The sequence below is a fragment of the Microbulbifer elongatus genome (genome assembly GCF_021165935.1).
In the GTDB taxonomy this organism is placed as follows: Bacteria; Pseudomonadota; Gammaproteobacteria; order Pseudomonadales; family Cellvibrionaceae; genus Microbulbifer; species Microbulbifer elongatus.
In genome coordinates this window covers 2089034-2114145 of record NZ_CP088953.1, presented here as the reverse complement: position 1 = coordinate 2114145, position 25112 = coordinate 2089034, and the positions used below count along the sequence as shown (strand labels likewise).

Sequence of the window (25112 nt, the reverse complement as noted above, 5' to 3'; positions counted from 1 at the left end):
CTGAGGGACTCTGAGTCGATGGCAGAAAAGGAAGCGCCATGTCCGCAAGGGAACAGATTGCAGCACTGGAAGAGGGTATCGGCCGCGCGATTATCGGCCAGCGGGATGTGATCCGCCGCCTGGTCATCGGTCTGCTCGCCAACGGCAATCTGCTAGTGGAGGGTTTGCCCGGTCTTGCCAAAACCCGCGCCATCAAAGCCATGGCAAAGAACCTGGAGGCGGACTTCAGCCGTATCCAGTTCACCCCGGATCTCCTGCCCGCGGACGTTACCGGTACCGATGTGTTTGTGCGCGATGCGGGCGGCTCTGAATTCCGCTTTCATCCCGGACCCATCTTCGCCAACCTGGTACTGGCGGATGAGATCAACCGCGCCCCCGCTAAGGTGCAATCGGCGCTGCTGGAAGCCATGGAAGAGCGCCAGGTCACCGTTGCCGGCAAGACCCATAAGATGCCGCCCCTGTTTATGGTGATGGCCACCCAGAACCCTATCGAACAGGAAGGCACCTATCCGCTGCCGGAAGCGCAGATGGACCGCTTCCTGATGCATGTGCTGATTACCTACCCCCCGGTAGAGGATGAGGTGGACGTGATCAACCTGGTGCGCAATGAAGAAATCAGTGCCGCCCAGCGCGCCGCGGAACAGAAAGCGGACGGCGAAACGACTCCCGCGAGTGCGCATCCCAATATCATTTCCCAGCAGGCGGTGTTCGACGCACGCACCGAAATTGCCGGTATTCACGTGTCCGACGCCATGGTGCGTTATATGGCGGACCTGGTGAACGCCACCCGTTTCCCCAAGGACTTCTCCGACAAACTGGCCAGCTGGATTGATATCGGTGCCAGCCCCCGGGGCTCCATTGCCCTGGACAAGAGTGCGCGCACCAATGCCTGGCTGGAAGGCCGCGACTATGTGGATCCGCAGGATATTCACGCAGTGATTCACGACTGTCTGCGCCACCGCCTGGGCCTGACCTTTGAGGCCCAGGGCGAAGGTATCAGCGCCGATCAGGTGATCGACCGGCTGCTACAGCATGTCGCTCTGCCCTGACCCCATGTTTGATTTTCGCGCACGAACACGCGCCGCAGTCCCTCCGTATTCATCTACGGCTGAGGAAGACGGCAAGGCCATCGACCCCCGCGTGCATGTCACGCTTGCGCACCTGCAGGCGCTAGAGCCCCGCGCGCGACTGTTACACCTGTTGCCACGGCAGAAATCCCAGAGTGTGTTGAGCGGCCGCCACGCCTCCAAACTGCGCGGACGCGGACTCAACTTTGAGGAGTTGCGGGAATACCTGCCCAGTGACGATATCCGCGCGATCGACTGGAAGGTGACCGCGCGCACCGGTGAACCCCATGTTCGGGTCTACACCGAAGAACGCGACCGCCCCACCCTGATTGTGGTGGACCAGCGCATGTCGATGTTTTTTGGTTCGCGCCATGCAATGAAGTCCACCACCGCTGCCGAGGCCGCCGCCATCGCCGCTTACGGCATTCTCGCCCAGGATGACCGCGTCGGGGGGATTGTGGTCACCGATCAGGGGGTGCGCACGCACAAGCCCAAGCGCAACAGGCGCGCGCTCACCGCGTTTATTACCGACATCGCCGAAGCCAACCTCGCCCTGCACGCGGATGCCCCCGCCGTGGAGCCCACTTCCCTGGACGAGGTGTTGACCGCGGTTGCCAATATCGCCAGTCGCAATCACCTGATTCTGATGATCAGTGACTTTGATGTGATCGGCCCGCGCACCGAGCGCCTGCTGGGTGGGCTGGCGCAACACAACGATGTGATTCTAATGCCGGTCACCGATCCCATGGGTGCCGGTGAAACACCGCGCGGATTCAAAAGCGCCATTTCCGACGGGGACCTGCAGGCCACCCTGGATACCAGCAGCGCATCCGTATTCGACGCGCTGGACAAGTTCAATCGCCAGCGACAGGAGACCATCCAGCACTGGCAGCGCCGCTACGGCCTGATCGCCATGCCGCTGACTGCGAGTGAGGATACCCTGCCACAAGTACAGCGCCTGCTGGGTATGGGAACCGCGACAACTTCCGGTTCGGGAGACCGCGATGCAGGAAAATAAACAGGAAATGGTCACCCTGTACGACCTGATCGTACAGATCAAGGAGCCGCCGCCACCGGATGCCATCAGCCTGTGGCCGCAGACACCCGGTACCTGGCTGCTGGTGGCTATCCTGCTCGGCGCACTGGTGTACGCCGCCTGGCGCGCTTACCGTCGCCATCAGGCAGACGCCTACCGCCGCGCGGCACGGGCGGAAATCGCCCAGAACCCGGATGATCCCGCGCAGCTCGCTGAAGTGCTGCGCCGCACTGCGCTGGTCGCCTACCCGCGCCCTGACGTTGCCGCACTGATTGGTGAAGACTGGATTGCGTTCCTCAACCAGAAAACCCCGCGCCCCTACTTTGACGACCGCACAGGCACATTGCTCACTTCTGCCCCCTACCGCGCAACCACCGGTGATACCGAAGCCATTTCTGCATTGCGCCACGGAGTGCAACAATGGATTGACCACCACAAACCGGAGCGCACCGTGGATCAGCGACTGGCGTTGATGCAGGGCCAGCCAGTGGAACCGGCGGAGGCATCCCCGTGATCGAATTCAGCGCCCCCCTCGCGTTTCTCTTGCTGCCGCTGCCGTTGCTGGTGTGGTGGCTGGTGCCCGCACACCGGGAGCAGATCCGCGCACTGCGGGTGCCGTTTTTCTCACGGGTTGTGGATGCCATTGGCGAAAAGGCGGCATCCGGTGCGGTGGTGTTACCGCGCAATCTCTTTCAATGGCTGATCGGCGCATTGGTCTGGATTTTACTGGTGACGGCACTTGCCCGCCCGGAGCGCATGGGCGAACCAGTCACCCTGCAGAACCCGGCGCGGGATGTGATCCTGGCGGTGGATATTTCCGGTTCCATGGATGAAAGGGATTTCGCCGCACCCAATGGAGAAAAAATGCAGCGCCTGGCCGGGGTAAAACAGGTGATTGCCGATTTCCTCAAGGGGCGTGAAGGTGAGCGCATGGCGCTGATCGTATTCGGCACCCAGGCATTTGTGCAGGCACCGCTCACCACCGACCTGGATACCTTACTCGATCTGCTCAATCACACCGATGTCGGTATGGCCGGCCCTCACACCGCCCTCGGCGATGCCATCGGTCTGTCGATCCGGCAGTTCGAGAGCAGCGATGTAAAGCAACGTTTGCTGATCTTGTTGAGCGATGGCAGCGATACCGCCAGTCGCATGAGCCCGATCAATGCCGCGCAGATCGCAAAACAGCGGGGCGTCAACATCATCACCATCGGTGTCGGCGACCCCGAGGGCGAGGGGGAAAATAAACTGGATGAAGCCACGCTCAAGGCCATTGCCGAAGCCACCGGTGGCAGTTTTTATTTCGCCGGCGACCAGGCTGCACTGGCAGAGGTGTATTCGCGTATCGATGAGCTGGCCCCGAAACTGGTGGACGCGGAAACCTATCGACCCAGGCTCTCTCTGGCCGCCTGGCCATTGGGTGCCGCACTGATACTGGGGCTGCTGATGCTATTGCTGCGCGCCCTGCTCTCCCGGCAAAAACCACAGGAAACCGCCGCGGCATGAGTGAGTTACTGGTAAATTTCTCCGCCCTGCATTTTCTGCGCCCGCTGTGGTTGCTGGCGGTCCCGGTCATTCTGGTGGTCTGGTGGTGGCTGCGTTTCCGCCCGGACGCCGGCGCCGCGGTCCCCGCACAGATGGCCCCGCATCTGGCGAAGGCGCTACAAGTAGGGCAGCGTAAAAACCGCTGGTTGCGGCCCATCGACACCATTGCCGGCGTACTGCTGTGCCTGGCCTTGGGCACCGCCGGCCCCAGCTGGAGCCGCGTGCCCGACCCGCTCATGAGCCGCACCGCGCCCATGGTAATGGTGCTGTCTCTCAGCAACAGCATGGAGCAAACCGATATCCCGCCCAGCCGCTATGAGCGGGCGCGACAGAAAATGCTGGATATGCTGAACATCCGCGACGGGGCACCCACCGCGCTGGTGGCCTACGCGGGCAGTGTGCACCGAGTGGTTCCGCTCACCGATGATGTCGATCTGTTGCGCCCATACATCGAAGGCCTCTCACCGGAAGTCATGCCGGAGCCCGGCAACAATGCCGCGGGTGCGCTGAAGCTGGCGCAACGTATCCTGAAAGAAAAGAAAACCCCCGGTGCCATCCTGTTTATGCTCGATGACCTGCCACCGGATCAGCTCTCCGCCTTCTCTCAGCGCGAACCGGGTTACGGACTCGGCTTTCTGGTGATGACACCGGGTGGCAAATCCGCCTCCGTGGACAAGATAAAAGACGCAAAGGTCGTGGCGGTAACCCCGGATCAGGAAGACCTGCAATCCCTCGACCGCTATTTCGAGGCCTCTTATCAAAATGCACTGCTGGACGATGATACCCAGCAATGGGAAGACCGCGGCTGGTGGCTGGCCTGGCCCGCGGCCTTGCTGGCACTGCTGTGGTTCCGTCGCGGCTGGGTGATTGAGGGCAGGACGGTGAGCATTCTTCTGGCGCTAACCTTGGTTCCCCTGCTTGCACTGCCTACACCTGCCCGCGCCGAGGGATTTCTCTCGAATACCGCAAACACCATTGCGGACTGGCTACTGACACCGGACCAGAAAGGCCAGGTGCTGATGTACCGCAAAAACTACAAGGCCGCCGCCGAGGCTTTTACCGACCCTTCCCACAAGGCGCACGCACTGTACATGTCCGGTCAGTACGAGGCAGCGGCAAAAGCATTTGCCACCATCGATACCGCCGATGCTGCCACCTTTCAGGGCATCGCGGAAATCAAAAGCCGCCAGTACCGCCCAGCGGTGCGCTCCTTCGAGCGCGCCCTGCAACTGGACCCGGAGTACCCGGACGGGGAAATAAATATTCAGCTGGCTAAGCAGATTGTCGAGTTTGTGGAAACCACCCGGGAGCAATCGGATACCGGTGAGGAAGGAGGCATCGGCGCCGACGAAATCAAATTCGACAACGAGGCCAACAAGGGAACGGATACGGAGTCCGCCGGTAAAGGGGAGGCGCCAGTAAGCGCGGAACAGTGGATATCGACTCTCAATACCAAAACCGAAGATTTTCTGCGCCAGCGCTTCGCCATCGAAGCCACGGACACCGGCGATGAGCCGCAGGAGAGCGAGTAATGAGACGCGCTCTTCTGATAACACTCTTGCTGATCGCGACGCCCTTACTTGCACAGAATAGTGATGCACAGGGCGATAAACCCGTATTGGAGTCAGAGCTCAAACCGGCAAAGGCAACGCCCGGAGAGGCGGTGACCTTCCGCGTAACGGTGCTGGTACCCACCTTCATGCCAGAGCCCATGGAATTTCCGGAACTCGACCAGCCCAACCTGTCCATCACCACGCCTGAACGCTCTTCGGTTCCCATCAGTAAACAGGTCAATGGAGGGAGCTGGTCCGGCATCATGCGCGATTACCGGGTGCAGGCGCTGGCGCCGGGCACCTATACCCTGGGTGGTGGCAGCGTCAAAGTCACCTATATGGACCCGGACACGAATACCCCGATAGAGGTCTCGCTGCCCATTGCACCCGCCAGACTTGTCGTCACGGTGCCCCCGGAAGCCGCGGGATTGAAGCCCTTTATTGCCGCCAGCGACCTCACCCTGGAGCAGACGATTGACGGACACAGCGAAGGTATCCGTGCCGGCGACAGCTTCTCCCGCACGGTCACCGCAACCATCACCGGCTCTACGGCAAGACAAATACCGCAAATCCTGGACGACGCGACGGTAGATGGCCTCTCGGCCTATCCACAAAGCCCGGATGCGGAAGACCAGGGCGACACGGGCACCCGAGTGGAAAAAATCACCTATGTTGCGGAAGGTGCCGCACGGGGAAAACTTCCTGCCGTCAGCATCCGCTGGTATGACCTGGACGATCAACGGGTAAAGACCGCGGAACTGGACGCGGTGCCCGTCTCCGCAAAAGGTGCCATTCCGCTTTCGCGCATGTCACTGGCGCAATGGCTGTACCTGCTAGCAGGTATCGGCCTCGCTGCGCTCGCCCTTTACCGTTGGGGCCTCCCCTGGTACCGCAAGCAGCGCGAAGAATACCTAGAGCGCAAAACGCTCAGACCCGGAGCCACGCTGGAAAAACTGAAGCGGGCATGTAGGGCGCAAGATTACTCCGCGCTCACCAGCGCAGTGGAAGAGTGGCGTCGGCGGAGTGGTGGCCAGGTAGACCAGCTGCACGCCGGCCTGCTGGCGATTGGCGCGAGCCGTTATGCGGGCACCGCCTCAGAAAAAACCGATGCCTGGAACAACATGGCGACAATCATCCACCAGCTAAGCCAGGGCAGCTCTGTTCAAATCACTGCACTTCCCGCGCTGAATCCTTGAGCGCTACTTACAAAAAAGTATGTATACCCCGGTGCCAGGCGGTCCTCCCCAGAGCACCACTCGGCTAGGCTTTCAAAGGGTGACCATTCCCCCCTTCCCGATCAGTTAACGGAGTACACTGATGATCACTCACACCTTTCAAGGCATGGTGCGCCGAGGGATCTCGATTTCAAAATACCTTGTCTCTGGTGCGATACTTTCACTGGCCGCTTTTGGCGCAACCGCACAGAGCAAACCCAATATTCTCGTGCTCTGGGGCGACGATATCGGCTATTCCAACGCCAGCGCTTATCACCGCGGTATGATGGGATACGAGACGCCACATATCGACAGTATTGCGAAAGAAGGTGCCTTGTTTACCGATATGTACGCACAGCAGTCCTGTACCGCTGGCCGGGCATCCTTTATTCTCGGACAACACCCCTTCCGCACCGGCCTGCTGACTATCGGTATGCCCGGCAGCGACCACGGTATCCCGGACTGGACACCTACGATTGCAGACCTGCTTAAAAATCAGGGTTATGCCACCGGCCAGTTTGGTAAAAATCACCTGGGAGACCAAGACAAACACCTGCCCACCAATCACGGCTTTGACGAATTCTTTGGCAATCTCTACCACCTGAATGCAGAAGAAGAGCCTGAGACTTATTACTACCCGAAAGATCCAGAATTCCGTAAGAAGTTCGGCCCCCGCGGTGTGCTGAAAGCCACCGCCGACGGCAAGATCGAAGATACCGGGCCGCTTACACGCAAACGTATGGAAACCGTGGATCAGGAGTTTGCAGCAGCGGCACAGGACTTTATGACCCGTGCAGTACGGGACAAAAAGCCCTTTTTCGTGTGGATGAACTATACCCGCATGCACATATGGACACATCTACGGGAAAAGTACAAAGGTATTACCGGGATCAGTCTTTACGCCGATGGGATGAAAGAACTGGATGACATGATTGGCGGCATGCTCGCCCATCTGGATCAACTGGGTGTCGCAGACAACACAATCGTAATCTTCTCCACGGATAACGGGGCTGAGACCATTACCTGGCCCGATGGCGGTACCACGCCATTCTATGGTGAAAAAGGTACCACCTGGGAAGGCGGCATGCGGGTACCACAACTGGTGAAGTGGCCCGGTGTCATTAAACCGGGAACCATCTATAACGACATCATGAGTCAGGAAGACTGGATGCCCACCCTGCTGGCCGCCGCCGGTGTGCCGGACCTGAAAGAAAAAATCATGTCCAAGGGCGGCTACGAGGCAAACGGCAAGAAATTCCGCGTACATCTCGACGGCTACAATTTCCTGCCCTACTTCAGTGGCCAGGAAAAAGAAGGCCCACGCAAAGAAATCATGTACTTTTCAGCCACAGGCTATCTGAATGCGGTACGCGTTCACGATTTTAAAGTGCAGTTCGCCACCGAAAAAGGTGCGATTAACGAAGCCATCCGCGAAACGCCAAACTGGCCGGTCATCACCAATCTGCGTGCGGACCCCTACGAAAAAGCAGCCCGAGAGAGCGGCATGTATGTGCGCTGGTATGCGGATAATATGTGGCTGTTCGTACCGGTGCAGCAGAAGATCAAGGAGTTCTTTCTGAGCATGGAGGAATATCCGATGCAAGATGGCAGCTCACTATCCGCCAGCGACCTGAGTTACAAAACCCTGCGCCAGAAAAAAGCGCTGGAAGATCTGGATATGCTGATGCAGAGGGTCAACAACTAGCTGCTATATCCAGCAAACGAATTTGACTCGACCTGGGGAGCGTCATGCACGTTTCCCTTTTGTATTCGCCCAAACCCAAAAACCAGGCAGTCACGAAAACCTGGTATTTTTCCGTCACAATCGTTTGCAGCAACTATTCTGTTCCATAGTGCAAAGGACTTTTATGACACGGACTCGCAGTCGCGAACTCAACTGTTGAGTCAGACTATGACCAGACTGTTTATCAGTATTTTGGTTAGCTGTACGCTGACCTTCTTCCATACAGCAGAGGCGGACACAAACCCCCTGCCCTCCTGGAATGCAGGTTCCACCAAGCAGTCCATCGTTGAATTTGTTGAAAAAGTGACTAAACAAGGCGGACCGGACTTTGTTCCCGAAGCCCAGCGCATTGCCACTTTCGACAATGACGGCAACCTTTGGGCCGAGCAACCGCTGTATTTCCAGTTGATCTACGCGATCGACCAGGTCAAGAAAATGGCTCCCGATCACCCCGAATGGAAAACCCAGGAGCCTTTCGCATCGATCCTCAAGGGCGACCAAAAGGAGGTCATGGCCAGCGGCAAGAAAGGTCTGATGAAAATCCTCGCGGCCACCCACGCCAATATGACGGCGGAAGACTTCCAGGCGAACGTGGCCGAATGGCTGAAGACTGCGAAACACCCGAAATTCAACAAGCCCTACAACGAGCTGGTCTACCAGCCCATGCTGGAACTATTGCAATATCTCCGCGCCAACGGGTTCAGGACATTTATTGTCTCGGGCGGCGGGGTGGATTTTATGCGGGTATTTGCTGAGCAAACCTACGGTATTCCGCCGGATCAGGTGGTCGGCTCCAGCCTCAAAGCCAAATACGAAGTACGTGATGGCAAACCGGTGATTGTGAAGTTACCGGAGATCAATCTGATCGACGATAAGGAAGGAAAGCCAGTGGGCATCCATCAATATATCGGCCAACGCCCGATCTTCGCCTCCGGAAACTCCGATGGCGACTACCAGATGCTCGAGTGGACCACCGCGGGCAGCGGCCCCCGCTTCGGTCTGCTGTTACACCATACCGATGCCAAGCGCGAGTGGGCTTACGACCGCGAATCCCACGTGGGTCGCGCAGACAAAGCCCTTGACGACGCCAGCAAGAACGGCTGGACGGTCATTGATATGAAAAACGACTGGAAGACCATCTTCCCCTTCGACCAGCTCTGACCCCTAATACGTTTCGAGCAATTCAAATTTCAGCCCCGCATCCTGGAGGGAAATATGAAATACCTGAGTTTACGTCACCTGCTGAAGGTGCCCATTTCTGTGACTACTGCAGTGCTGTTCGCCCTGTGCAACACGGCTGCCCAGGCCCAGGATAAACCTAATATTCTCGTCATCTGGGGCGACGACATCGGCATGTGGAATATCAGCCACAACAGCCGCGGTATGATGGGCTACAAGACGCCCAACATTGACCGTATTGCCAAAGAAGGACTCTCCTTCACTGATTATTACGGCCAGCAATCCTGTACCGCTGGCCGCGCGGCGTTTATGGGCGGGAATGTTCCTATCCGAACGGGCATGACAAAAGTGGGACTGCCCGGCGCCAAAGAGGGTTGGCAGGAAAGTGATGTCACCATTGCCGCCGTCATGAAAAGCCTGGGCTACGCCACCGGTCAGTTTGGCAAGAATCACTTCGGCGACCGCGACGAGCATCTTCCCACCAATCACGGATTTGATGTATTTTTCGGCAATCTTTACCACCTGAATGCGGAAGAGGAACCGGAAAATCGGGACTACCCGAAAGATCCGGAATTTCGCAAGAAATATGGCCCCCGCGGTGTGATCAAAGCGAGTGCCGACGGCAAGATTGAGGATACCGGCCCGCTGACGAAAAAGCGCATGGAAACCGTGGATGAGGAAACCCTCGCTGCTGCCATGGACTTTATCAAACAGCAGGTCAAAGCCGGCAAGCCATTCTTCGTGTGGTGGAATGCGACCCGTATGCACTTCCGCACTCACGTAAAGGAAGAGCACAAAGGTCTTTCCGGTCCAACCGGCAATGAATACCAGGACGGCATGGTCGAACATGACATGCACGTCGGCAAGCTGCTCGACCTTTTGGATGAGTTAAAAATCGCCGACAATACCATCGTATTCTACTCCACCGACAACGGCCCTCACTTCAACACCTGGCCGGATGCCGCCACCACCATATTCCGCAGCGAGAAGAATTCCAATTGGGAAGGTGCTTACCGAGTGCCCGCTTTCGTGCGTTGGCCGGGTAAATTCCCTGCTGGAAAAACATTGAATGGTATCGTCGCCCATGAGGACTGGCTCCCCACCTTCGCTGCCGCGGGCGGTGCCCCGAAGATGAAAGAAAAGATCATGAAGGGGACCAAGCTGATTGGTCGCAATTACAAAAATTATATCGACGGCCACAATATGCTGGATTACTTTACCGGCAAGGCCGAGAAGTCTCCGCGCCGCGAATTCATCTACGTGAATGATGACGGGCAGATTGTAGCCATGCGCTACGACGCCTGGAAAGCCGTGTTCCTCGAAAACCGGGGCCAGGCCTTTGAGGTCTGGCGTGAACCCTTCACCGAGTTGCGTGTGCCGCTGCTATTTAATCTGCGTCGCGACCCTTTCGAGCGTGCTCAGCACAATTCCAACACCTACAACGACTGGTTCCTGGATCGAGCCTTCGTGCTGGTACCAATGCAGGAGATGGCTACCAAGTTCCTGAAAACCATGGAGGAATATCCGCCCAGCCAGACGCCCGGTTCATTTAATCTCAAGAAAATTGAGGAACAACTGAAAGCAGGCGCCGGCGGCAGCAACTGATCAGATTTTCATCAAGGTTCAATTGAGGCCCATATCCTGCGATATGGGCTTTTTAAAATCCGTTTTTGATCAGCTCCTCCGACATAGGTACCGGGCTTCACTGGTACCATCCACCGCTCCCTGCGACTTAATCGGGCTCGCGTGAGTATGGAACCGAGCGAACATCAATCTGCGTGATCAATATCGGAAATTACGTTTTCCTGCGGGTCGAACTTTTGCAGCAACTTGTATAATCTTTCAACTGCATGTAAGGATAGATATGCACTGGCCACCCCTGTGGACAGCTGGTGTTTTTCATAAATTATTGGGGGAATTATGGCCCAGGGCTCCAAGAAGGCCGTTCTATACGCCATTTGCGTCAATGCCATCATTACAGTGCTGAAGGGGCTGGCAGCGCTCGCCACGCACTCTGCGGCGATGATGAACGAAGCGGTCCACAGCCTTATGGACACCCTCAATCAGGTGTTTCTGCTGATCGGTCTGAAGCGCGGTGGTCGCCCCGCGGATAGCCACTATGCATTTGGCCACGGGCAAAAAAAATATCTGTGGAACCTCTGGAGCGCGATTGGCCTTTTCTCCATCGGTTGTGGCCTCGGGCTCGCCCACGCCTGGCACGCGTGGCATAACCTCGGTCATGTGGATCGCCCCGAGGCTATCTCGATCTTCGGGTTCGATGTTGCGCCGATCTGGGTATCTGGTGTGGTGCTGTTTATCGCCCTCGTCCTCGAAGGCTATGTGCTGATGGTGGCGGGCAAAGAATTCTTTTCCCGTATGCGCGCCGAGGGCAGAAAAAATCCTTTTCGCTATCTGGCGGATGCCGACGATCCCACGCTGATCGCGGTGCTGCTCGAGGACAGCATCGCAGTGACCGGGGTTATCCTCGCAGCCACGGGAATCGGGTTGACTCAGACCACAGGCAATCCCATGTGGGATATCGGCTTCTCGGTTTCCATTGCGGTCATGCTGGGGTTCACAGCCATCTTTCTTGGCATGATCAATATGCGCTACCTGACGAACATCCGCGACAAGGATGCCGAGCGCGCGTTTCACGATATCGTCAAACACCACCGGGAGGTAGAGCGCTATCACGACCTGAGATCGGTGATCGTGGACGATACCCACACCGTGGTCGTTGCAGAAATCGAGGTTCGGGAAGAAGTGTTGATGCGGGGGATGAACCAGCGCATTGACCGGCATGAGCAACAACTACTGGAAAGAGTCGCGGAGCATCGCAGAACTGACGCCGTTCTCGAATACGCCGAGACACGCGCTATCGTCCAGGCAACGCTGGAAGCGACGGAAGAGCTGATTGACGAACTGGAAGCGGAGCTGAAACAGCGCTGCCCACGGGTATTTCACCTCACCATTGAAATCGATGGCATCGCCGCGCCATCAAAGCTGGATGTGCCGGAACAACTGCGACAGAAACCGCTCTGATGCGCGGCCACTGCCACAGCTCGACAAGGTGAGTCCGCCGCGGGACCCGAAGACAGGCGCCGCGGCACGCTGAATTATTTGGGTGGCAGAGTTCCCGCAAATTCCACACCCCGGGTTACCCAGCCGTCCAGGTCCGCGGCAATCGCATCTTCCTCGACATACACCATACCTTTCAGCGGTCGACCGGTAAAATCCATTGGCCGTGTGTACCGCTCGCCCAGTGCGGCCTGATAATTGTCCGGCCCCACCCGCACCATCAGTTCTTCACCAACCACGCCGCAGGCCATATTGCCGTTCAACATAAAGGCGAGCCCACCAAACATCTGCTTTTCACTCAGGCCGTCTTCTTCCTGCAGTACTTCACGGACTTTTTCTACCAGTTCTTCACTGTATGACATGGCTAACTCCTTGCTCTTTATTTCCAATCCTTAAGCCAATCACTTGCCCCCGACTGCACCCTGTTTTGCCGGGAGAAGTGCCGCTGTCATGATTTCACACATACGTTCGGCGCAGGAACACACGTTCGATCACTGGCGTCGGGTCTTGCTGCGGGATGCCTTCCGGATAACCTGTGTTTCGTGAGGAGGGTGACATCAGGGAGCTGGCAAGCAGCAGATCGGGAGACGTTTGCCAGTCGTTGCCACAACTGAGTGATCGCTGACTGACATAATCGGCCAGCCGTCGGATTTTGGAACCTGAATCGGATTGCGATGGTGTGTCCATGCGAGAAATGTTATTGCGCTTATTGATTAGAGTGTAGCAAAGAAATCAAAAACTGCCCGGCCAGTCAGGGACTATTATTCCAGCACCCCCACTACGCCCTTTGCCAGCGCAGGACTCGAGATCCCGGCACGAGGTCTCTTTTCGGCCTCACACCCGAAAATGTATCTCCGCTGGCAGGGCTCGGTAGATCGGTAGAGAGGTATCAAAGTGCCCTAACGAAAAAGCCCCGGGAACACCGTAATGCTGTTCACTTAAGCGGAGCAGCACGACGATTCACCGGATAGCGGGTTTTGCTGATCTTTACCGTCCTCTAAAAACAGGTTCCCAATCCCCGCCCTAAGCTCCGATAAGCGCGCTCCAGTTCTTGATAATGGCTGAGCCGCGGCCATGACAATCAGCTGCGCAGCAATATACTGGCATGCGAACTTAAAGCGTATCCTGGCTGGGTTTCCCCCGTGAGCGACCGCTGCCTGGCTTGCCTCTCGACGTATCACGTTGTACGCCAACAGTAGCCCCCACACTTCCTGATAAACCAGTTCCACGGTCTTGCTACGTAGGGTGACGGCGTTGTGCTGCATGGAACTTTTGATGTCACGGAAGCCGATTTCGATTTCCCAGCGCTCTTGGTAGAGCTTCGCGACGGCTTTAGTGCCGTAAGTATCTGCCGGTAGCGAGGTAAATACCGTTTTGTTTTTGCCATTATGCTTGTAGCTCACTGCTCGAACTTCCCAGTACTCGGGAAGGGCCGGATTGCGCTTCCGAGCCTGGGGGGAGACCTTCATTCGCAGTAGTCGATCATTTTTGTTGTAGACCTCCACTGTCTCACTGACCAGGCCTTTGCGCTCGGGGATCAGCCAGTGGCGTTGCGTGTTCTGATCCGCCCACCGCAGCAAAAGGTCTGCACTCCAAAAACCTTTTCAAACAGGGTTACGGAGGCTTCCGGCACCTGATTCATAAACTCATCGGCCAGGCGTATTTCGCTGCGTCGGTAAGGGCTTAGCTCTGCATTCAGAAGTACATGTGAACGTACGTTCATTAGAGCAACCAGGCGCATAAGAGGGTACGGAGTTTGCCGGTTTGTGCTCGTGTTACCGGAGCCAAAATGATCTCGCAGCTCAGGAGTATCTTGAGTGCGCAACAGCGCGCCATCGACAGCGAGAACTTGCAATCCTCGCCATTCATCTTCGGGGTAACGCTCATGTCCCCAGTGCACCCCGGTACGTTGAAATAGCCACTGAACGGGGTTAGCACCAAGACGCTGTCGCGCCTTTGATACCCCGCTTGGGGCCAACAGGCTATCGTTCGCGAGCCCCTGAGCACAGATATTGAGCCTGCGGGCAACTTCTGAGACCGGTTCATTCCTGAACAGGGCCATGCCCAGCACGAGCCAGAGTACCTGATCGGCGGGAAGTCGACGGCGGCGAATAGTGGCTTGCGAGGATAACTGCAGAGCGGAATCCACCCATTCAACGGGAATGTTCTGGGTGAAGGTACTCAGGTCACAGAAGGACTGGAGGGCATCAATATCGAAGAGAGACTGCTGAAGAGACACAAAAAAATCCGGTTTCCTGATCTGGAAACCGGATTTTCCGGGGCCCCACCTTAGGCTGCAATGCTTAAGTGAACAGCATTACCGGGAACACCGGGGCTTTTAACGACTCGGATCCAGTCACTCGGGATCAGTCTACAAACACGCGCGCGTTGCGGAACAGGCGCATCCAGCCGGAATCCTCTTCCCAGTCGTCCGGGCGCCAGCTGTTGCTGGCAGCCCGGGCAACGCGCTCCGGGTGCGGCATCATGATGGTGACGCGACCGTCTTCGGAACACAGTGAGGTGATCCCGTTAACCGAGCCATTGGGATTGGCCGGGTAGGTTTCGGTGATCTGCTGATTGTTGTTCAGGTAGCGCAGAGCAATGGTGCCGGACTGCTCGCAGGCCTCCAGCTGCTGCTGATCGGCAAATTCCACACGGCCTTCGCCATGGGCCACCGCCACCGGCATGTAGGAGCCGGCCATTCCGTTAAACAGCACCGACGGGGAATCTTCCACCCCAACCAGCGCGAAGCGCGCTTCGTACTGCTCGGACAGGTTGCGCACAAAACGCGGCCAGTGGTCGGCACCAGGAATCAGCTCCTTGATCACGGAGAACATCTGACAGCCGTTACACACCCCCAGACCAAAGGTGTCCTTGCGGTTGAAGAAGCCTTCGAACTGATCCCGCGCACGGTCGTTAAACAGGATGGTCTTCGCCCAGCCTTCGCCAGCGCCGAGTACATCGCCGTAAGAGAAGCCACCGCAGCCCACCAGCCCCTTGAACTGATCCAACGTTACACGGCCGGCAAGAATATCGCTCATGTGAACATCAACGGCGTTGAAGCCGGCACGGTGGAAGGAGTGCGCCATTTCCACCTGGCTGTTGACCCCCTGCTCTCGCAGGATGGCAATTTTCGGGCGCACACCTTTCTTGATGTAGGGTGCGGCAATGTCCTCGTTGACGTCGTAGCTCAAGCTCACGGACAAACCCGGATCCTGCTCCGCCGTCTTGGCAATAGCGTCGAATTCCTGCTGGGCGCAGTCCGCATTGTCACGCAGAGACTGAATACGGTAGCTGGTTTCACTCCAGATCTGTTGAAGTTCCGCACGGCTGCGATTGAAGATGTCCTTGTCTTCAAAGGTAATCCGCAGGCGCTCGGTTTCGTTCAGCTCACCAATTCGATGGGCGGGCACGCCCACAGAGGCGAATCGCATCGCCAGCATGTCCGCATCGGCACTGGGCACCTGCAGAACCGCACCCAGCTCCTCATTGAACAGCGCGGCAATGGGGTCATCCCCGAGGTCGTAGATTTCCACATCGACACCCACGCGGCCGGCAAAACTCATCTCGGCGAGCGTGGCGAACAGACCACCATCGGAACGGTCGTGATAGGCAATGACCTTCTCTTCTTCCAACAGCTCCTGCATGACATCGAAGAAGCCTTTCAGACGCTTGGCGTCGTCCAGATCAGCCGGCCTGTCACCGACCTGGCCGTACACCTGCGCCAGACAGGAACCACCCAGACGATTTTTACCCGCGCCCAGATCCACAAGAATCAGTTCGCTTTCGCCCTTCTTCATTTTGCGCAATTGCGGGGTTACCACCTTGCGTACATCGGTAACCGGGCTGAATGCGGAAATTACCAGAGACAATGGCGCGGTGACCGCCTTGTCCACACCGCCATCATTCCAGGCGGTGCGCATGGACATGGAATCCTTACCTACCGGAATGGTGATACCCAGCGCCGGGCACAGCTCCATACCCACCGCTTCTACCGTGCGGTAGAGCTTCTCTTCTTCCCCCGGGTGGCCCGCGGCGCACATCCAGTTGGCGGAGAGTTTGATGTCGGAAAGCTGCTTGATGGGGGCACAGGCAATATTGGTAATCGCCTCACCCACTGCCAGGCGACCGGAAGCCGGCGCGTCCAGCAGTGCCACTGGTGTGCGTTCGCCCATGGACATGGCTTCGCCTTTGGTGCTGTCGTAGGCCACGGTGGTTACCGCACAGTCGGCTACCGGCACCTGCCAGGGACCGACCATCTGATCGCGGCTGACCTGGCCGGTTACGGTGCGGTCGCCGATGGTGATCAGGAAATTTTTGCTCGCTACGGTAGGCAGGCGCAGTATGCGCTCGGCAGCCTCGTCCAGCTGGATTTTGCTGGTGTCGAACGCCGCGGTTTCCGCCTCCACCTTTTCGGCAGTGCGGTGCATCTTTGGCGGTTTGCCGAATAGTACGGACATGGGCAGGTCAACCGGCTTGGCGTCGAACTGCTTGTCGTTCAGGGTCAGGTGCTTCTCGCTGGTGGCTTCACCGACCACGGCAAACGGGGCCCGTTCGCGCTCACAGATTTTCTCAAAGCGCGCCAGGTCTTCCGGCATCACTGCCAGTACGTAGCGTTCCTGGGATTCGTTACACCAGATTTCCAGCGGGCTCATGCCCGGCTCGTCGGACGGCACGTTGCGCAGCTCGAAGTTGCCGCCGGTACCGCCGTCTTTGACCAGCTCCGGGAAGGCGTTGGACAGGCCGCCAGCACCCACATCGTGGATAAAGGCAATCGGGTTCTTGTCGCCCAGCTGCCAGCACTGATCGATCACTTCCTGGCAGCGGCGCTCGATTTCCGGGTTCTGACGCTGCACCGAGGCAAAATCCAGGTCCTCAGAGCTAGAGCCGCTGGCCATACTGGACGCGGCACCCCCGCCAAGTCCGATCAACATGGCCGGGCCACCCAGGGCGATCAGCTTGGCACCGGGTTGGAATTCCGGTTTTTCCACGTGCTCTTCACGGATATTGCCGTAACCGCCGGCCAGCATGATCGGTTTGTGGTAGCCGCGGCGCTCACCATTGAAGTCCTCTTCGAAGGTGCGGAAATAACCGCAGATATTCGGGCGGCCAAATTCGTTGTTGAAGGCAGCACCACCAATGGGGCCTTCAATCATGATGTCCAGCGCGGTCACGATGCGCTCGGGTTTGCCGTAATCCACTTCCCAGGGCTGCAGGTGGCCGGGGATCTGCAGGTTGGACACAGTAAAGCCGGTCAGTCCCACTTTCGGCTTGGAGCCGCGGCCCACGGCACCCTCGTCGCGGATCTCGCCGCCGGCGCCCGTACCCGCCCCGGAGAAGGGTGCAATGGCAGTCGGGTGGTTGTGGGTTTCCACCTTCATCAACAGGTGGATGGCCTCCTGACTGAAGCCATATTCCTTGGTTTCCGGGTCCGGGTAAAAGCGACCGGCCTCGTGGCCAACCACAACCGCGGCGTTATCTGCATAGGCCGACAGCACATCTTCCCCGCCCTGGCGATAGGTATTCTTGATCATGCCAAACAGCGAATGCGGCATGTCCTGACCATCAATGGTCCAGCTGGCATTAAAAATCTTGTGGCGACAGTGCTCGGAGTTCGCCTGTGCGAACATCATCAGTTCGACATCGGTGGGATTGCGCTCCAGCTCTTCAAAACTAGTGAGCAGGTAATCGATCTCGTCTTCCGCCAGCGCCAGCCCCAGGGACACGTTGGCGTCCGCCAGTGCCTTGCGGCCACCATTCAGCACATCCACGCGGTGCATGGGGCGCGGCTCTTCCACCTGGAACAGCTGCTGCGCCTGGTCGAGCTCGCTGTAGACGCTTTCGACCATTCGGTCGTGCAGCTCCGAGGCCACCCGCGTGCGTTCAGCGTCGGTTAATTTGACGCCTGTAAGATAGTAGGCAACTCCCCGCTCCAGACGGTGGATCTGAGTCAGGCCTGCGTTGTGGGCGATATCCGTTGCCTTGGAAGACCAGGGCGAGATAGTGCCCGGGCGCGGAACGACTAACAGCAGTTCCCCTTCTGGCTGGTGCTTTTCTTCGGTAGGGCCGTACTGCAGCAAACGCTCCAGCAGCGCCTGTTCTTCGTCGCCAAGCGTATCGCTGTCGGCGAAATGTACGAACTCGGCGTATACATCCTCTACCGCCGGCAGCAGCGCGCGGAGTTGAGTGAGCAGTTTTTGATGGCGGAATTTCGACAGTGCGGGAGCACCACGCAGAACTAGCATCGCGGGAGTTGGCCTCTTGTCTGGATTTGAGCGCCTGCGGGCGGAAGCGACCGTTCGGTTTGACAGACCGGATGGATTGACCGGACTGAGAGAGCCACGCAGGTACACCGGGAATCGGAGCGCGCGCATTGTACCCGAAGCATCGTCACTCCAACACTGTCACAGGGGTATCGGATTATGAAAGATCATCCGCGCCCTTCACGATCGGCGCTGAGATCACGGAATTGGCGCTTGCGGTAACCCGATTTGTGCGGGTGACACGCCCAACTGGGCACCGCCTACTACACTGAAAAGTGGATCGAAACAACCCGATCAATCACAAACTCAGGGGACACTTCTGGTCACAATTGGTCAGACTGCCCATACATGGGGTAAAATTGCCGCGCTTTCGCCGGACCCTGTTCAAATAATAGGCAAAGCACGGCAGCACGCCCGGCATTCGGATATGGCGACCACTGGATACGCCACACACGGATACCGCGGAGGAAATTCGCGAGGCGCAACGGATCGCGCCCGCAGCAGAGCAAGGATACCGGCCCAGGACCAATCGGAACACGAGGCCCCGCTCTGCACACCAATAATGCTAACGAAGGGATTCGAGGGGACCGCCTATGATCATGAAAAGCCGACTGTTGCGATACAGCCGCCGCCTGCTGAAGGGGGTGGCCCTGACCTGTTGTGCTTCTCTTCTGGTGGCGAGCAAGGCCCCGAGCCTGCTGGAACAGGTCAAGACATCCGGCAAGCTGGTGGTACTCTCCCAGAACGGTCCCACCACCTATTACGAAGATGCCAACGGCCGCTACACCGGCTTTGAATACGGCATGCTGCGCGAATTCGCCCGCGAGCTCGGGGTAGAGCTGGAAATTCGCGATGTTCACGATCTCAGCCACCTGTTTAACGAACTGGGCAACCCCGATTCCACCGCACACCTGGCAGCTGCCGGGCTGACGGTAACCTCGGAACGCCGCGAGCAGGTTCGCTTCGCCCCCTCGTATTTCGAAATCCGCCAGCAGGTCATTTACCGCCTGGGCGAGAAGCGTCCGCGCAGTGTCGCCGATCTCGAGGGCAAGAATATTGCCGTCATCGCCGGCAGCGCTCACGCAGAGCAGCTTCGCAAACTGTCCCAGCGCTATGAAAACCTCTCCTGGGAAGAGATTTCCGACGTAGACGCCATGGAACTGGTAGAGATGGTCAATGAAGGCCAGTACCACTATGCGGTCGTCGACTCCAATGCTTACGCGGTGCACCGGGGGCTCTACCCCAACACCCACATCGCCTTCAACCTGACCCAGTTCCAGCCGGTTTCCTGGGCCTTCCCCAAGGGGGAGGACGACACCCTGTACCGCGCAGCCCGCAACTTTATGCTGCGCGCCAACACCAGTGGGCTGGTGGCAGAGCTGCGGGAGCTCTACTTCGGTCACGTCAGTAAAATGAATGTGGGCGGCGCCAAGACATTCGCCCAGCTCACCCGCGATCGCCTGCCGAAATGGCGCGAAGAACTGCAGAAAACCGCCGACAAATACGGACTGGACTGGGAACTGCTCGCCGCACTGAGCTATCAGGAATCCCACTGGAACCCCCGCGCGAAATCACCCACCGGGGTGCGGGGACTGATGATGCTCACCCGCGCCACCGCTCGCGAAATGGGCGTAAATCGCCTCGACCCACTGGAGAGCATCGACGGCGGCGCGCGCTACTTCCTACAGGTACGTGACAAGATCCCCGCGCGCATTCGTGAGCCTGACCGCACCTGGATGGCACTCGCCGCCTACAACGTGGGCTATGGCCACCTGGAAGACGCGCGGGTGCTTACCCAGCAGATGGGTGGCAACCCCGACCGCTGGGCCGATGTGCGCGACCACCTGCCACTGCTGGCCAAGCGCCAGTACTACAAGAACCTGAAACACGGCTATGCCCGTGGCTGGGAGCCGGTCACCTACGTGCAGAATATCCGCCACTATCAGGCGCTGCTGACATGGACCAGCCGCATCGAAGAACAACGCCTGGCGGCAGCGGCCGCCAACGACGATGGCGAAGCACTGGCAGAGGTACCCGCTGCCGAGGCGGCGGCCTCACAGTCGGCGCTGTAGCCGCCGGCAACTCAACCGTCTTCTGTTTTGAGATCCGACGGGGCGGCCAGTGGCCGCCTTTTTTATGTCTGCACCCGCCCGGCGCGCGGCCGGGGTCACAAATTCCCATTCTGCCCCGTGCAAGTCATCAATTTCCTCCTATGCTTAGTTTCAGCGACCTGATAATTTCGGCGCCAATACCTGGCCAACACCTGAAAGATACGAGGAATACTCATGATGCGTCACCTACTGCTCGCCAGCCTGATGGCGACCATTGCCATCACCGGCTGCAGCCGCAAATCGGACACCCCCGACGCCGCCCAAAAACCGGAGGCGGAAGTGGTGGAGGAAACCACCGTTGTCGAGGAAGATACCAGCGCACCGAATTACAGCGCGCCTTCCTCCACCGGTGAAGCCGGCGAAGCGAAGGACGGTAATACCGGAGACAGCAGCGCCGCGGCGTCCGGGGAAAGCCCCAACAGCGAAGGGCAACTGATCTGTAACGCCAAGTGGTTTGAGTGGGTCAATTCGGAAGTCATGAAAACCCAGAGTGAAGCGATTACCGAACACTACCCATCCGGCCTGCCCCTCGTCGGCTCCGATGACTGGTTTGTTGCCATGGACAAACTGACCGGCGGCGACGGTGCACACGGGCCCGATGGTGGCAGTGACGAGTGGTGCTTCATGATGCAGCAGCGCCTGAACAACGCGGACTGATTTCCGCGCTTGCTAAAGCCCTGTCAACTACGGGAGACACTATGAAGAATGTGAAAAATTCACTCCTCGCCGTTACGTTAAGCGGCATCGCCGCGGTTGCCGCCGCGCAATCACACGCCAAGGATGAAATGCCACCACCCGGTGCTATGGCGCTCTCCAGCCTGCTCACAAAACTCGAGCAACAGGGGTACACCCCCGTGGTCGATGTATCCCTGGAGCGCGGGCGCTGGGAGGTCGAGGCCTATAAAGAAGGGCGCAAATGGGACCTGGAGGTCGACCCGAATAGCGGCGAAATCCTCGAGGTCAAAGAAGATAAAGACTGACCTGTCACCCATGCAAGACAACCCGGCAGCCTCTGCTGACGTCGCCAAAAACCGGGCGCTGCTCCAGCAACTGGAGCAGCTGCTCGGCCACCATCGCGTGATCAGTGATGCGCAGCGAAACGAGCACTACCGCACCGGCTTCCGCTCCGGCGAGGGCAGTGCTGTCGCCGTCGTTTTCCCGGAAACGCTCATGCAGCTCTGGCATACCCTAGAGGTGTGCGTGGAAGCCGGGGCCATCATCATCATGCAGGCTGCCAATACCGGTCTCACCGAAGGGTCGACACCCAACGGTCATGATTACGACCGCCCGATCGTGGTGATCAACACCCTGCAAATGAACAGTATTCACCTGCTGGGAGACGGTGCACATCGGGGTGAGCAAATAGTCGCCCTGCCCGGTGCCACACTCCACAGCCTGGAAAAGCTGCTCGCGCCATTACAGCGCTCTCCCCACTCAGAAATCGGCTCCTCCTGTCTCGGTGCCTCCATTGTCGGCGGTATCGCCAACAATTCCGGCGGCGCACTGTGCCAGCGTGGTCCGGCCTATACAGAGCTTGCGGTGTACGCACAGGTCAATGCCGACGGCCATTTGCAACTGATCAATCATCTGGGCATCGACCTGGGTGAAACCCCGCAGGAAATACTCACCAACCTGGAAAATGGCACCTTTATTCAGGTGGGCAAACTTCCCCACCCGACAGGCGCGCGCGTGCGCATGGCATCCGATCGGGAGTATGTAGCGCGGGTACAAGACGTCGACGCCGACTCGCCCGCCCGGTTCAACGCCGATCCTCGCCGCCTGTTTGAGGCCAGTGGCTGCGCTGGCAAAGTCGCCGTATTTGCGGTGCGTCTCGATACGTTTCCCATCCCCGAGCGCACCCGCACTTTCTATATCGGCAGTAATGATGCAGACGCCTTTGCACGGTTGCGCCGGGGACTGTTGACCGAGCTGCCCAGTATTCCACTGCTCGGAGAATACCTGCACCGAGACATGTTCGACCTGGCGGCGGACTATGGCAAAGACAGCTTTTATACCATTGAAAAACTCGGCACCCGCCGCATGCCACGCTTCTTTGCCCTGAAAGGTCGCATTGACGCCTGGCTCGAAAAACAGACCTGGGCGCCGCGCTATTTCAGCGACCGTCTGCTGCAGCGCCTAAGCCGGTTGCTCCCTCAGCACCTGCCCGAGCGCATGCTGGACTACCGGGAGAAGTATCAGCATCACCTGATTGTCAAAATTGCGGATGACAGCATCGAACCCGCACAACAGTGGCTCCAGGGGTTCTTTGCCCATCGGGAGAATACCGGGGACTTCTTTGCGTGTGACGCCAAAGAGGCCAGTAAAGCCATGCTGCACCGATTTGTCTCTGCCGGCGCCGCCATGCGTTACCAGGCCGTTCATTGCAGGACCGTGGGCGAGTTGCTTCCGCTGGATATTGCCCTCCGGCGTAACGATATGGACTGGGAAGAAAAGCTCCCCGCAGAAATTGCAGACCAACTGGAATACCGCCTCTATTACGGGCACTTTCTGTGCAACGTATTTCACCAGGACTACATCCTGAAAAAAGACGCTGACCCAGCGGCAGTGAAGAAAGCCATGCTGAAGCTGCTGGACAGCCGTGGGGCGCGCTACCCCGCAGAACACAACGTTGGCCACCTCTACCTGGCACCCGACGCCCAGACCTCCTTCTTTGAACAGCTCGATCCCACCAATACCTTCAACCCCGGTATCGGCAAAACCGACAAGCACCGCCGCTGTTGCAACTGCGGCTGACGTGCTCTAAAACGGTCACCAATTCACCTTGGTTTTCATGGCGCTCCACATTACCAATAACTGGATAACGGTAATTTGGGGAACACCATGCTGTATGCCGCAATCAAAGGCAAAATCTTCGCGAGCCTTTCACTCGTGGCCACCCTGGCCATATTGACTCCAGGCCAGCTTCACGCTCAGCAACCTGGACCATTCACCGCCCAGGACTTCCAATACTCCGGACCCTCATCCAGCACACCAATTCCTCCTCACCTCTACGGTCCGGACCTGGATGGAGGGACACCTTCCGAGATAGACCTCAGTGCGGGTGCGGTGCGGGTGCGTCTGCAACGACTGGGGTTTCACACTTTTGACCGGGTTCAATTTCGCAACGGGTACTGGAATGTGGTGGCCTATCACGGTAATAAAAAACGCCAGCTGACGGTAAACCCGACAACCGGCGCTATTCGCTCCGACAGGCCCTACTGCAACAATCGCTGTAACCGCTATCAGGCCAGTGAAGAATTCTAATCGTCCGCGGCAATGGCAAACAGCAAATCGCTGAACGCGCTGTTCGCGGTAAGTGAAGCGGATTCTTCCATGGTGTGATAACCGGTTGTAGGAACCTGCAGGGTCGTCCCCTGCACAAAGCCGGAAGACGCACTCACTATTCGACCGAGTTCCGTACTTCCGAACGACTGAGGCTCTTGCCCCTCCGCGACTGCCTTTTGATTTTGTGCCTCGATATAACGGTCTTTATAGCTGTAGCGGATACCCCGGGATTCACATAACTGCGCCAGGCGTTCAGTGGTACCCGGGTGAAACTGGGCGTTCGCATCTCTACGACGCAAAACCACCTGTTGGGCGTCGGCACTGGTGCGATCCGGGTATGGGCTGGTGTCCACCACGATCAGCTTGTCGGTTCCGCCATTGAAACGACGGAACCATTCCAACAGGTAGCGCCAGCTACTGCCAGATTCTTCCTGAGCGGTGAAAAATGCCGTGCCCTGAAAGCCGAGACTGTATAAGTGCACCAGGTGGGCCGCAGTCAGTACGTTGTCCAGCTGTGCGCTGAGAATGCCGTCGTTGATCTCCAGCCGATCAGTGAATGCAACCGGCGTCCCGGCAACGAGGTGCTCCAGGCCGGCAACTTCAAAAATAAGGTTATTGCGATAGCCGCAGACGTAAGCGCGACGGATGACGCCCGAGCCAAGATAGGAACCGGACCAGGGCTCGTACGCGGTCACGGTGACATCCTGGAAACGATCGACGATTTTGGTCATCAGCTTTTCCGACACGGAATTACCCAACAGGTCGGAGCGGCGCCCGGAGACAAAAGCGGCGTACTGGAATTCGTTGGGGCCGGTGCAGATGAGGCCATGACGATCTATATGGGCAGAAAATTTGGCACTATTGGGGCGTTTCCCCTGAGCCACCAGAAGACCCTCGTACCAGGTTACCTGCGCGCCCCGCTCTTCCAGCTCGCGCTGCAGAACCCGGAAAAAAGAATGCTCCGCCCCCACCACACTGGGGCTGCGCACCAACAGTTTGAGCAGGTCAATAAATTGTTCGGTCTGTTGCATTGGCTG

General features: G+C 58.1%; 18 protein-coding genes and 1 pseudogene. 15 read left to right on the top strand and 4 right to left on the bottom strand.

Translation table 11 applies throughout. The features are described 5' to 3' along the window. Positions 1-38 precede the first annotated feature (38 nt). The 10 genes from LRR79_RS08725 (at position 39) to LRR79_RS08680 (ending at position 12380) form a co-directional block, all read left to right on the top strand. A complete protein-coding gene (locus LRR79_RS08725) occupies positions 39-1049 on the top strand; it encodes an AAA family ATPase (protein WP_231756840.1) in 1011 nt (336 codons plus the stop codon). After that, complete coding sequence (locus LRR79_RS08720) at positions 1033-2085, top strand: DUF58 domain-containing protein (RefSeq protein ID WP_231756839.1); 1053 nt, start codon at positions 1033-1035, stop codon at positions 2083-2085. The genes LRR79_RS08725 and LRR79_RS08720 overlap by 17 nt, the downstream gene beginning before the upstream one ends. Further along, positions 2072-2617 (top strand): DUF4381 domain-containing protein, encoded by a 546-nt coding sequence (locus LRR79_RS08715; RefSeq protein ID WP_231756838.1) that lies wholly within the window; start codon positions 2072-2074, stop codon positions 2615-2617. Before LRR79_RS08720 ends, LRR79_RS08715 begins: the two co-directional genes overlap by 14 nt. Beyond that, positions 2614-3609 carry a VWA domain-containing protein gene (locus tag LRR79_RS08710; protein ID WP_231756837.1) on the top strand — a complete coding sequence of 332 codons (996 nt, stop codon included), beginning with the start codon at positions 2614-2616 and terminating at the stop codon, positions 3607-3609. The genes LRR79_RS08715 and LRR79_RS08710 overlap by 4 nt, the downstream gene beginning before the upstream one ends. Beyond that, a complete protein-coding gene (locus LRR79_RS08705) occupies positions 3606-5180 on the top strand; it encodes a VWA domain-containing protein (protein ID WP_231756836.1) in 1575 nt (524 codons plus the stop codon). The genes LRR79_RS08710 and LRR79_RS08705 overlap by 4 nt, the downstream gene beginning before the upstream one ends. After that, positions 5180-6397, top strand: coding sequence for a hypothetical protein (locus LRR79_RS08700; protein WP_231756835.1), 1218 nt, complete (start codon positions 5180-5182; stop codon positions 6395-6397). Before LRR79_RS08705 ends, LRR79_RS08700 begins: the two co-directional genes overlap by 1 nt. 121 nt (positions 6398-6518) lie before the next feature. Next, positions 6519-8120 carry an arylsulfatase gene (locus LRR79_RS08695; protein ID WP_231756834.1) on the top strand — a complete coding sequence of 534 codons (1602 nt, stop codon included), beginning with the start codon at positions 6519-6521 and terminating at the stop codon, positions 8118-8120. 207 nt (positions 8121-8327) lie between these two features. Continuing rightward, positions 8328-9320: an HAD family hydrolase gene (locus tag LRR79_RS08690; protein ID WP_231756833.1), complete on the top strand. Its 993-nt coding sequence runs from the start codon at positions 8328-8330 to the stop codon at positions 9318-9320. Positions 9321-9374: 54 nt separating this feature from the next. Continuing rightward, positions 9375-10943, top strand: coding sequence for an arylsulfatase (locus LRR79_RS08685; RefSeq protein WP_231756832.1), 1569 nt, complete (start codon positions 9375-9377; stop codon positions 10941-10943). 315 nt (positions 10944-11258) lie between these two features. Continuing rightward, the gene (locus tag LRR79_RS08680) at positions 11259-12380 is read left to right on the top strand and encodes a cation diffusion facilitator family transporter (RefSeq protein WP_231756831.1); all 1122 of its coding nucleotides are present in this window, start codon (positions 11259-11261) and stop codon (positions 12378-12380) included. Between the two features lie 74 nt (positions 12381-12454). On the opposite strand, the gene LRR79_RS08675 is transcribed toward LRR79_RS08680, so the two are convergent. From LRR79_RS08675 to purL, 3 genes and pseudogenes are all read right to left on the bottom strand, one after another. After that, complete coding sequence (locus tag LRR79_RS08675; protein ID WP_043317113.1) at positions 12455-12778, bottom strand: TfoX/Sxy family protein; 324 nt, start codon at positions 12776-12778, stop codon at positions 12455-12457. A gap of 572 nt (positions 12779-13350) precedes the next feature. Then, positions 13351-14655 (bottom strand): annotated as a pseudogene (locus LRR79_RS08670) (IS4 family transposase). Positions 14656-14782: 127 nt separating this feature from the next. Continuing rightward, entirely contained in the window at positions 14783-18661 is a 3879-nt protein-coding gene (purL, locus tag LRR79_RS08665; RefSeq protein WP_231759954.1) for a phosphoribosylformylglycinamidine synthase, read from the bottom strand. Between the two features lie 611 nt (positions 18662-19272). On the opposite strand from purL, the gene mltF reads away from it, so the two are divergent. The 5 genes from mltF (at position 19273) to LRR79_RS08640 (ending at position 24054) form a co-directional block, all read left to right on the top strand. Then, complete coding sequence (mltF, locus tag LRR79_RS08660) at positions 19273-20751, top strand: membrane-bound lytic murein transglycosylase MltF (RefSeq protein WP_231759953.1); 1479 nt, start codon at positions 19273-19275, stop codon at positions 20749-20751. Between the two features lie 213 nt (positions 20752-20964). Then, entirely contained in the window at positions 20965-21447 is a 483-nt protein-coding gene (locus LRR79_RS08655) for a hypothetical protein (protein WP_231759952.1), read from the top strand. Positions 21448-21488: 41 nt separating this feature from the next. Continuing rightward, a complete protein-coding gene (locus LRR79_RS08650; protein WP_231759951.1) occupies positions 21489-21770 on the top strand; it encodes a PepSY domain-containing protein in 282 nt (93 codons plus the stop codon). A gap of 10 nt (positions 21771-21780) precedes the next feature. Then, positions 21781-23544: a D-lactate dehydrogenase gene (gene dld / locus LRR79_RS08645; protein ID WP_231759950.1), complete on the top strand. Its 1764-nt coding sequence runs from the start codon at positions 21781-21783 to the stop codon at positions 23542-23544. An 87-nt stretch (positions 23545-23631) separates the two neighbouring features. Continuing rightward, complete coding sequence (locus LRR79_RS08640) at positions 23632-24054, top strand: hypothetical protein (RefSeq protein ID WP_231759949.1); 423 nt, start codon at positions 23632-23634, stop codon at positions 24052-24054. On the opposite strand, the gene LRR79_RS08635 is transcribed toward LRR79_RS08640, so the two are convergent. Next, positions 24051-25106, bottom strand: coding sequence for a peptidase M42 (locus LRR79_RS08635; RefSeq protein ID WP_231759948.1), 1056 nt, complete (start codon positions 25104-25106; stop codon positions 24051-24053). The two genes, LRR79_RS08640 and LRR79_RS08635, sit on opposite strands and share 4 nt — an antisense overlap. Positions 25107-25112: the final 6 nt, after the last annotated feature.

Coding starts and splice junctions, on each gene's coding strand:
- LRR79_RS08700 (WP_231756835.1), top strand. CDS start 5,180: ATGAGACGCGCTCTTCTGATAACACTCTTGCTGATCGCGACGCCCTTA.
- purL (WP_231759954.1), bottom strand. CDS start 18,661: ATGCTAGTTCTGCGTGGTGCTCCCGCACTGTCGAAATTCCGCCATCAA.
- LRR79_RS08720 (WP_231756839.1), top strand. CDS start 1,033: ATGTCGCTCTGCCCTGACCCCATGTTTGATTTTCGCGCACGAACACGC.
- LRR79_RS08655 (WP_231759952.1), top strand. CDS start 20,965: ATGATGCGTCACCTACTGCTCGCCAGCCTGATGGCGACCATTGCCATC.
- dld (WP_231759950.1), top strand. CDS start 21,781: ATGCAAGACAACCCGGCAGCCTCTGCTGACGTCGCCAAAAACCGGGCG.
- LRR79_RS08685 (WP_231756832.1), top strand. CDS start 9,375: ATGAAATACCTGAGTTTACGTCACCTGCTGAAGGTGCCCATTTCTGTG.
- LRR79_RS08715 (WP_231756838.1), top strand. CDS start 2,072: ATGCAGGAAAATAAACAGGAAATGGTCACCCTGTACGACCTGATCGTA.
- LRR79_RS08705 (WP_231756836.1), top strand. CDS start 3,606: ATGAGTGAGTTACTGGTAAATTTCTCCGCCCTGCATTTTCTGCGCCCG.
- mltF (WP_231759953.1), top strand. CDS start 19,273: ATGATCATGAAAAGCCGACTGTTGCGATACAGCCGCCGCCTGCTGAAG.
- LRR79_RS08640 (WP_231759949.1), top strand. CDS start 23,632: ATGCTGTATGCCGCAATCAAAGGCAAAATCTTCGCGAGCCTTTCACTC.
- LRR79_RS08680 (WP_231756831.1), top strand. CDS start 11,259: ATGGCCCAGGGCTCCAAGAAGGCCGTTCTATACGCCATTTGCGTCAAT.
- LRR79_RS08690 (WP_231756833.1), top strand. CDS start 8,328: ATGACCAGACTGTTTATCAGTATTTTGGTTAGCTGTACGCTGACCTTC.
- LRR79_RS08635 (WP_231759948.1), bottom strand. CDS start 25,106: ATGCAACAGACCGAACAATTTATTGACCTGCTCAAACTGTTGGTGCGC.
- LRR79_RS08650 (WP_231759951.1), top strand. CDS start 21,489: ATGAAGAATGTGAAAAATTCACTCCTCGCCGTTACGTTAAGCGGCATC.
- LRR79_RS08695 (WP_231756834.1), top strand. CDS start 6,519: ATGATCACTCACACCTTTCAAGGCATGGTGCGCCGAGGGATCTCGATT.
- LRR79_RS08675 (WP_043317113.1), bottom strand. CDS start 12,778: ATGTCATACAGTGAAGAACTGGTAGAAAAAGTCCGTGAAGTACTGCAG.
- LRR79_RS08725 (WP_231756840.1), top strand. CDS start 39: ATGTCCGCAAGGGAACAGATTGCAGCACTGGAAGAGGGTATCGGCCGC.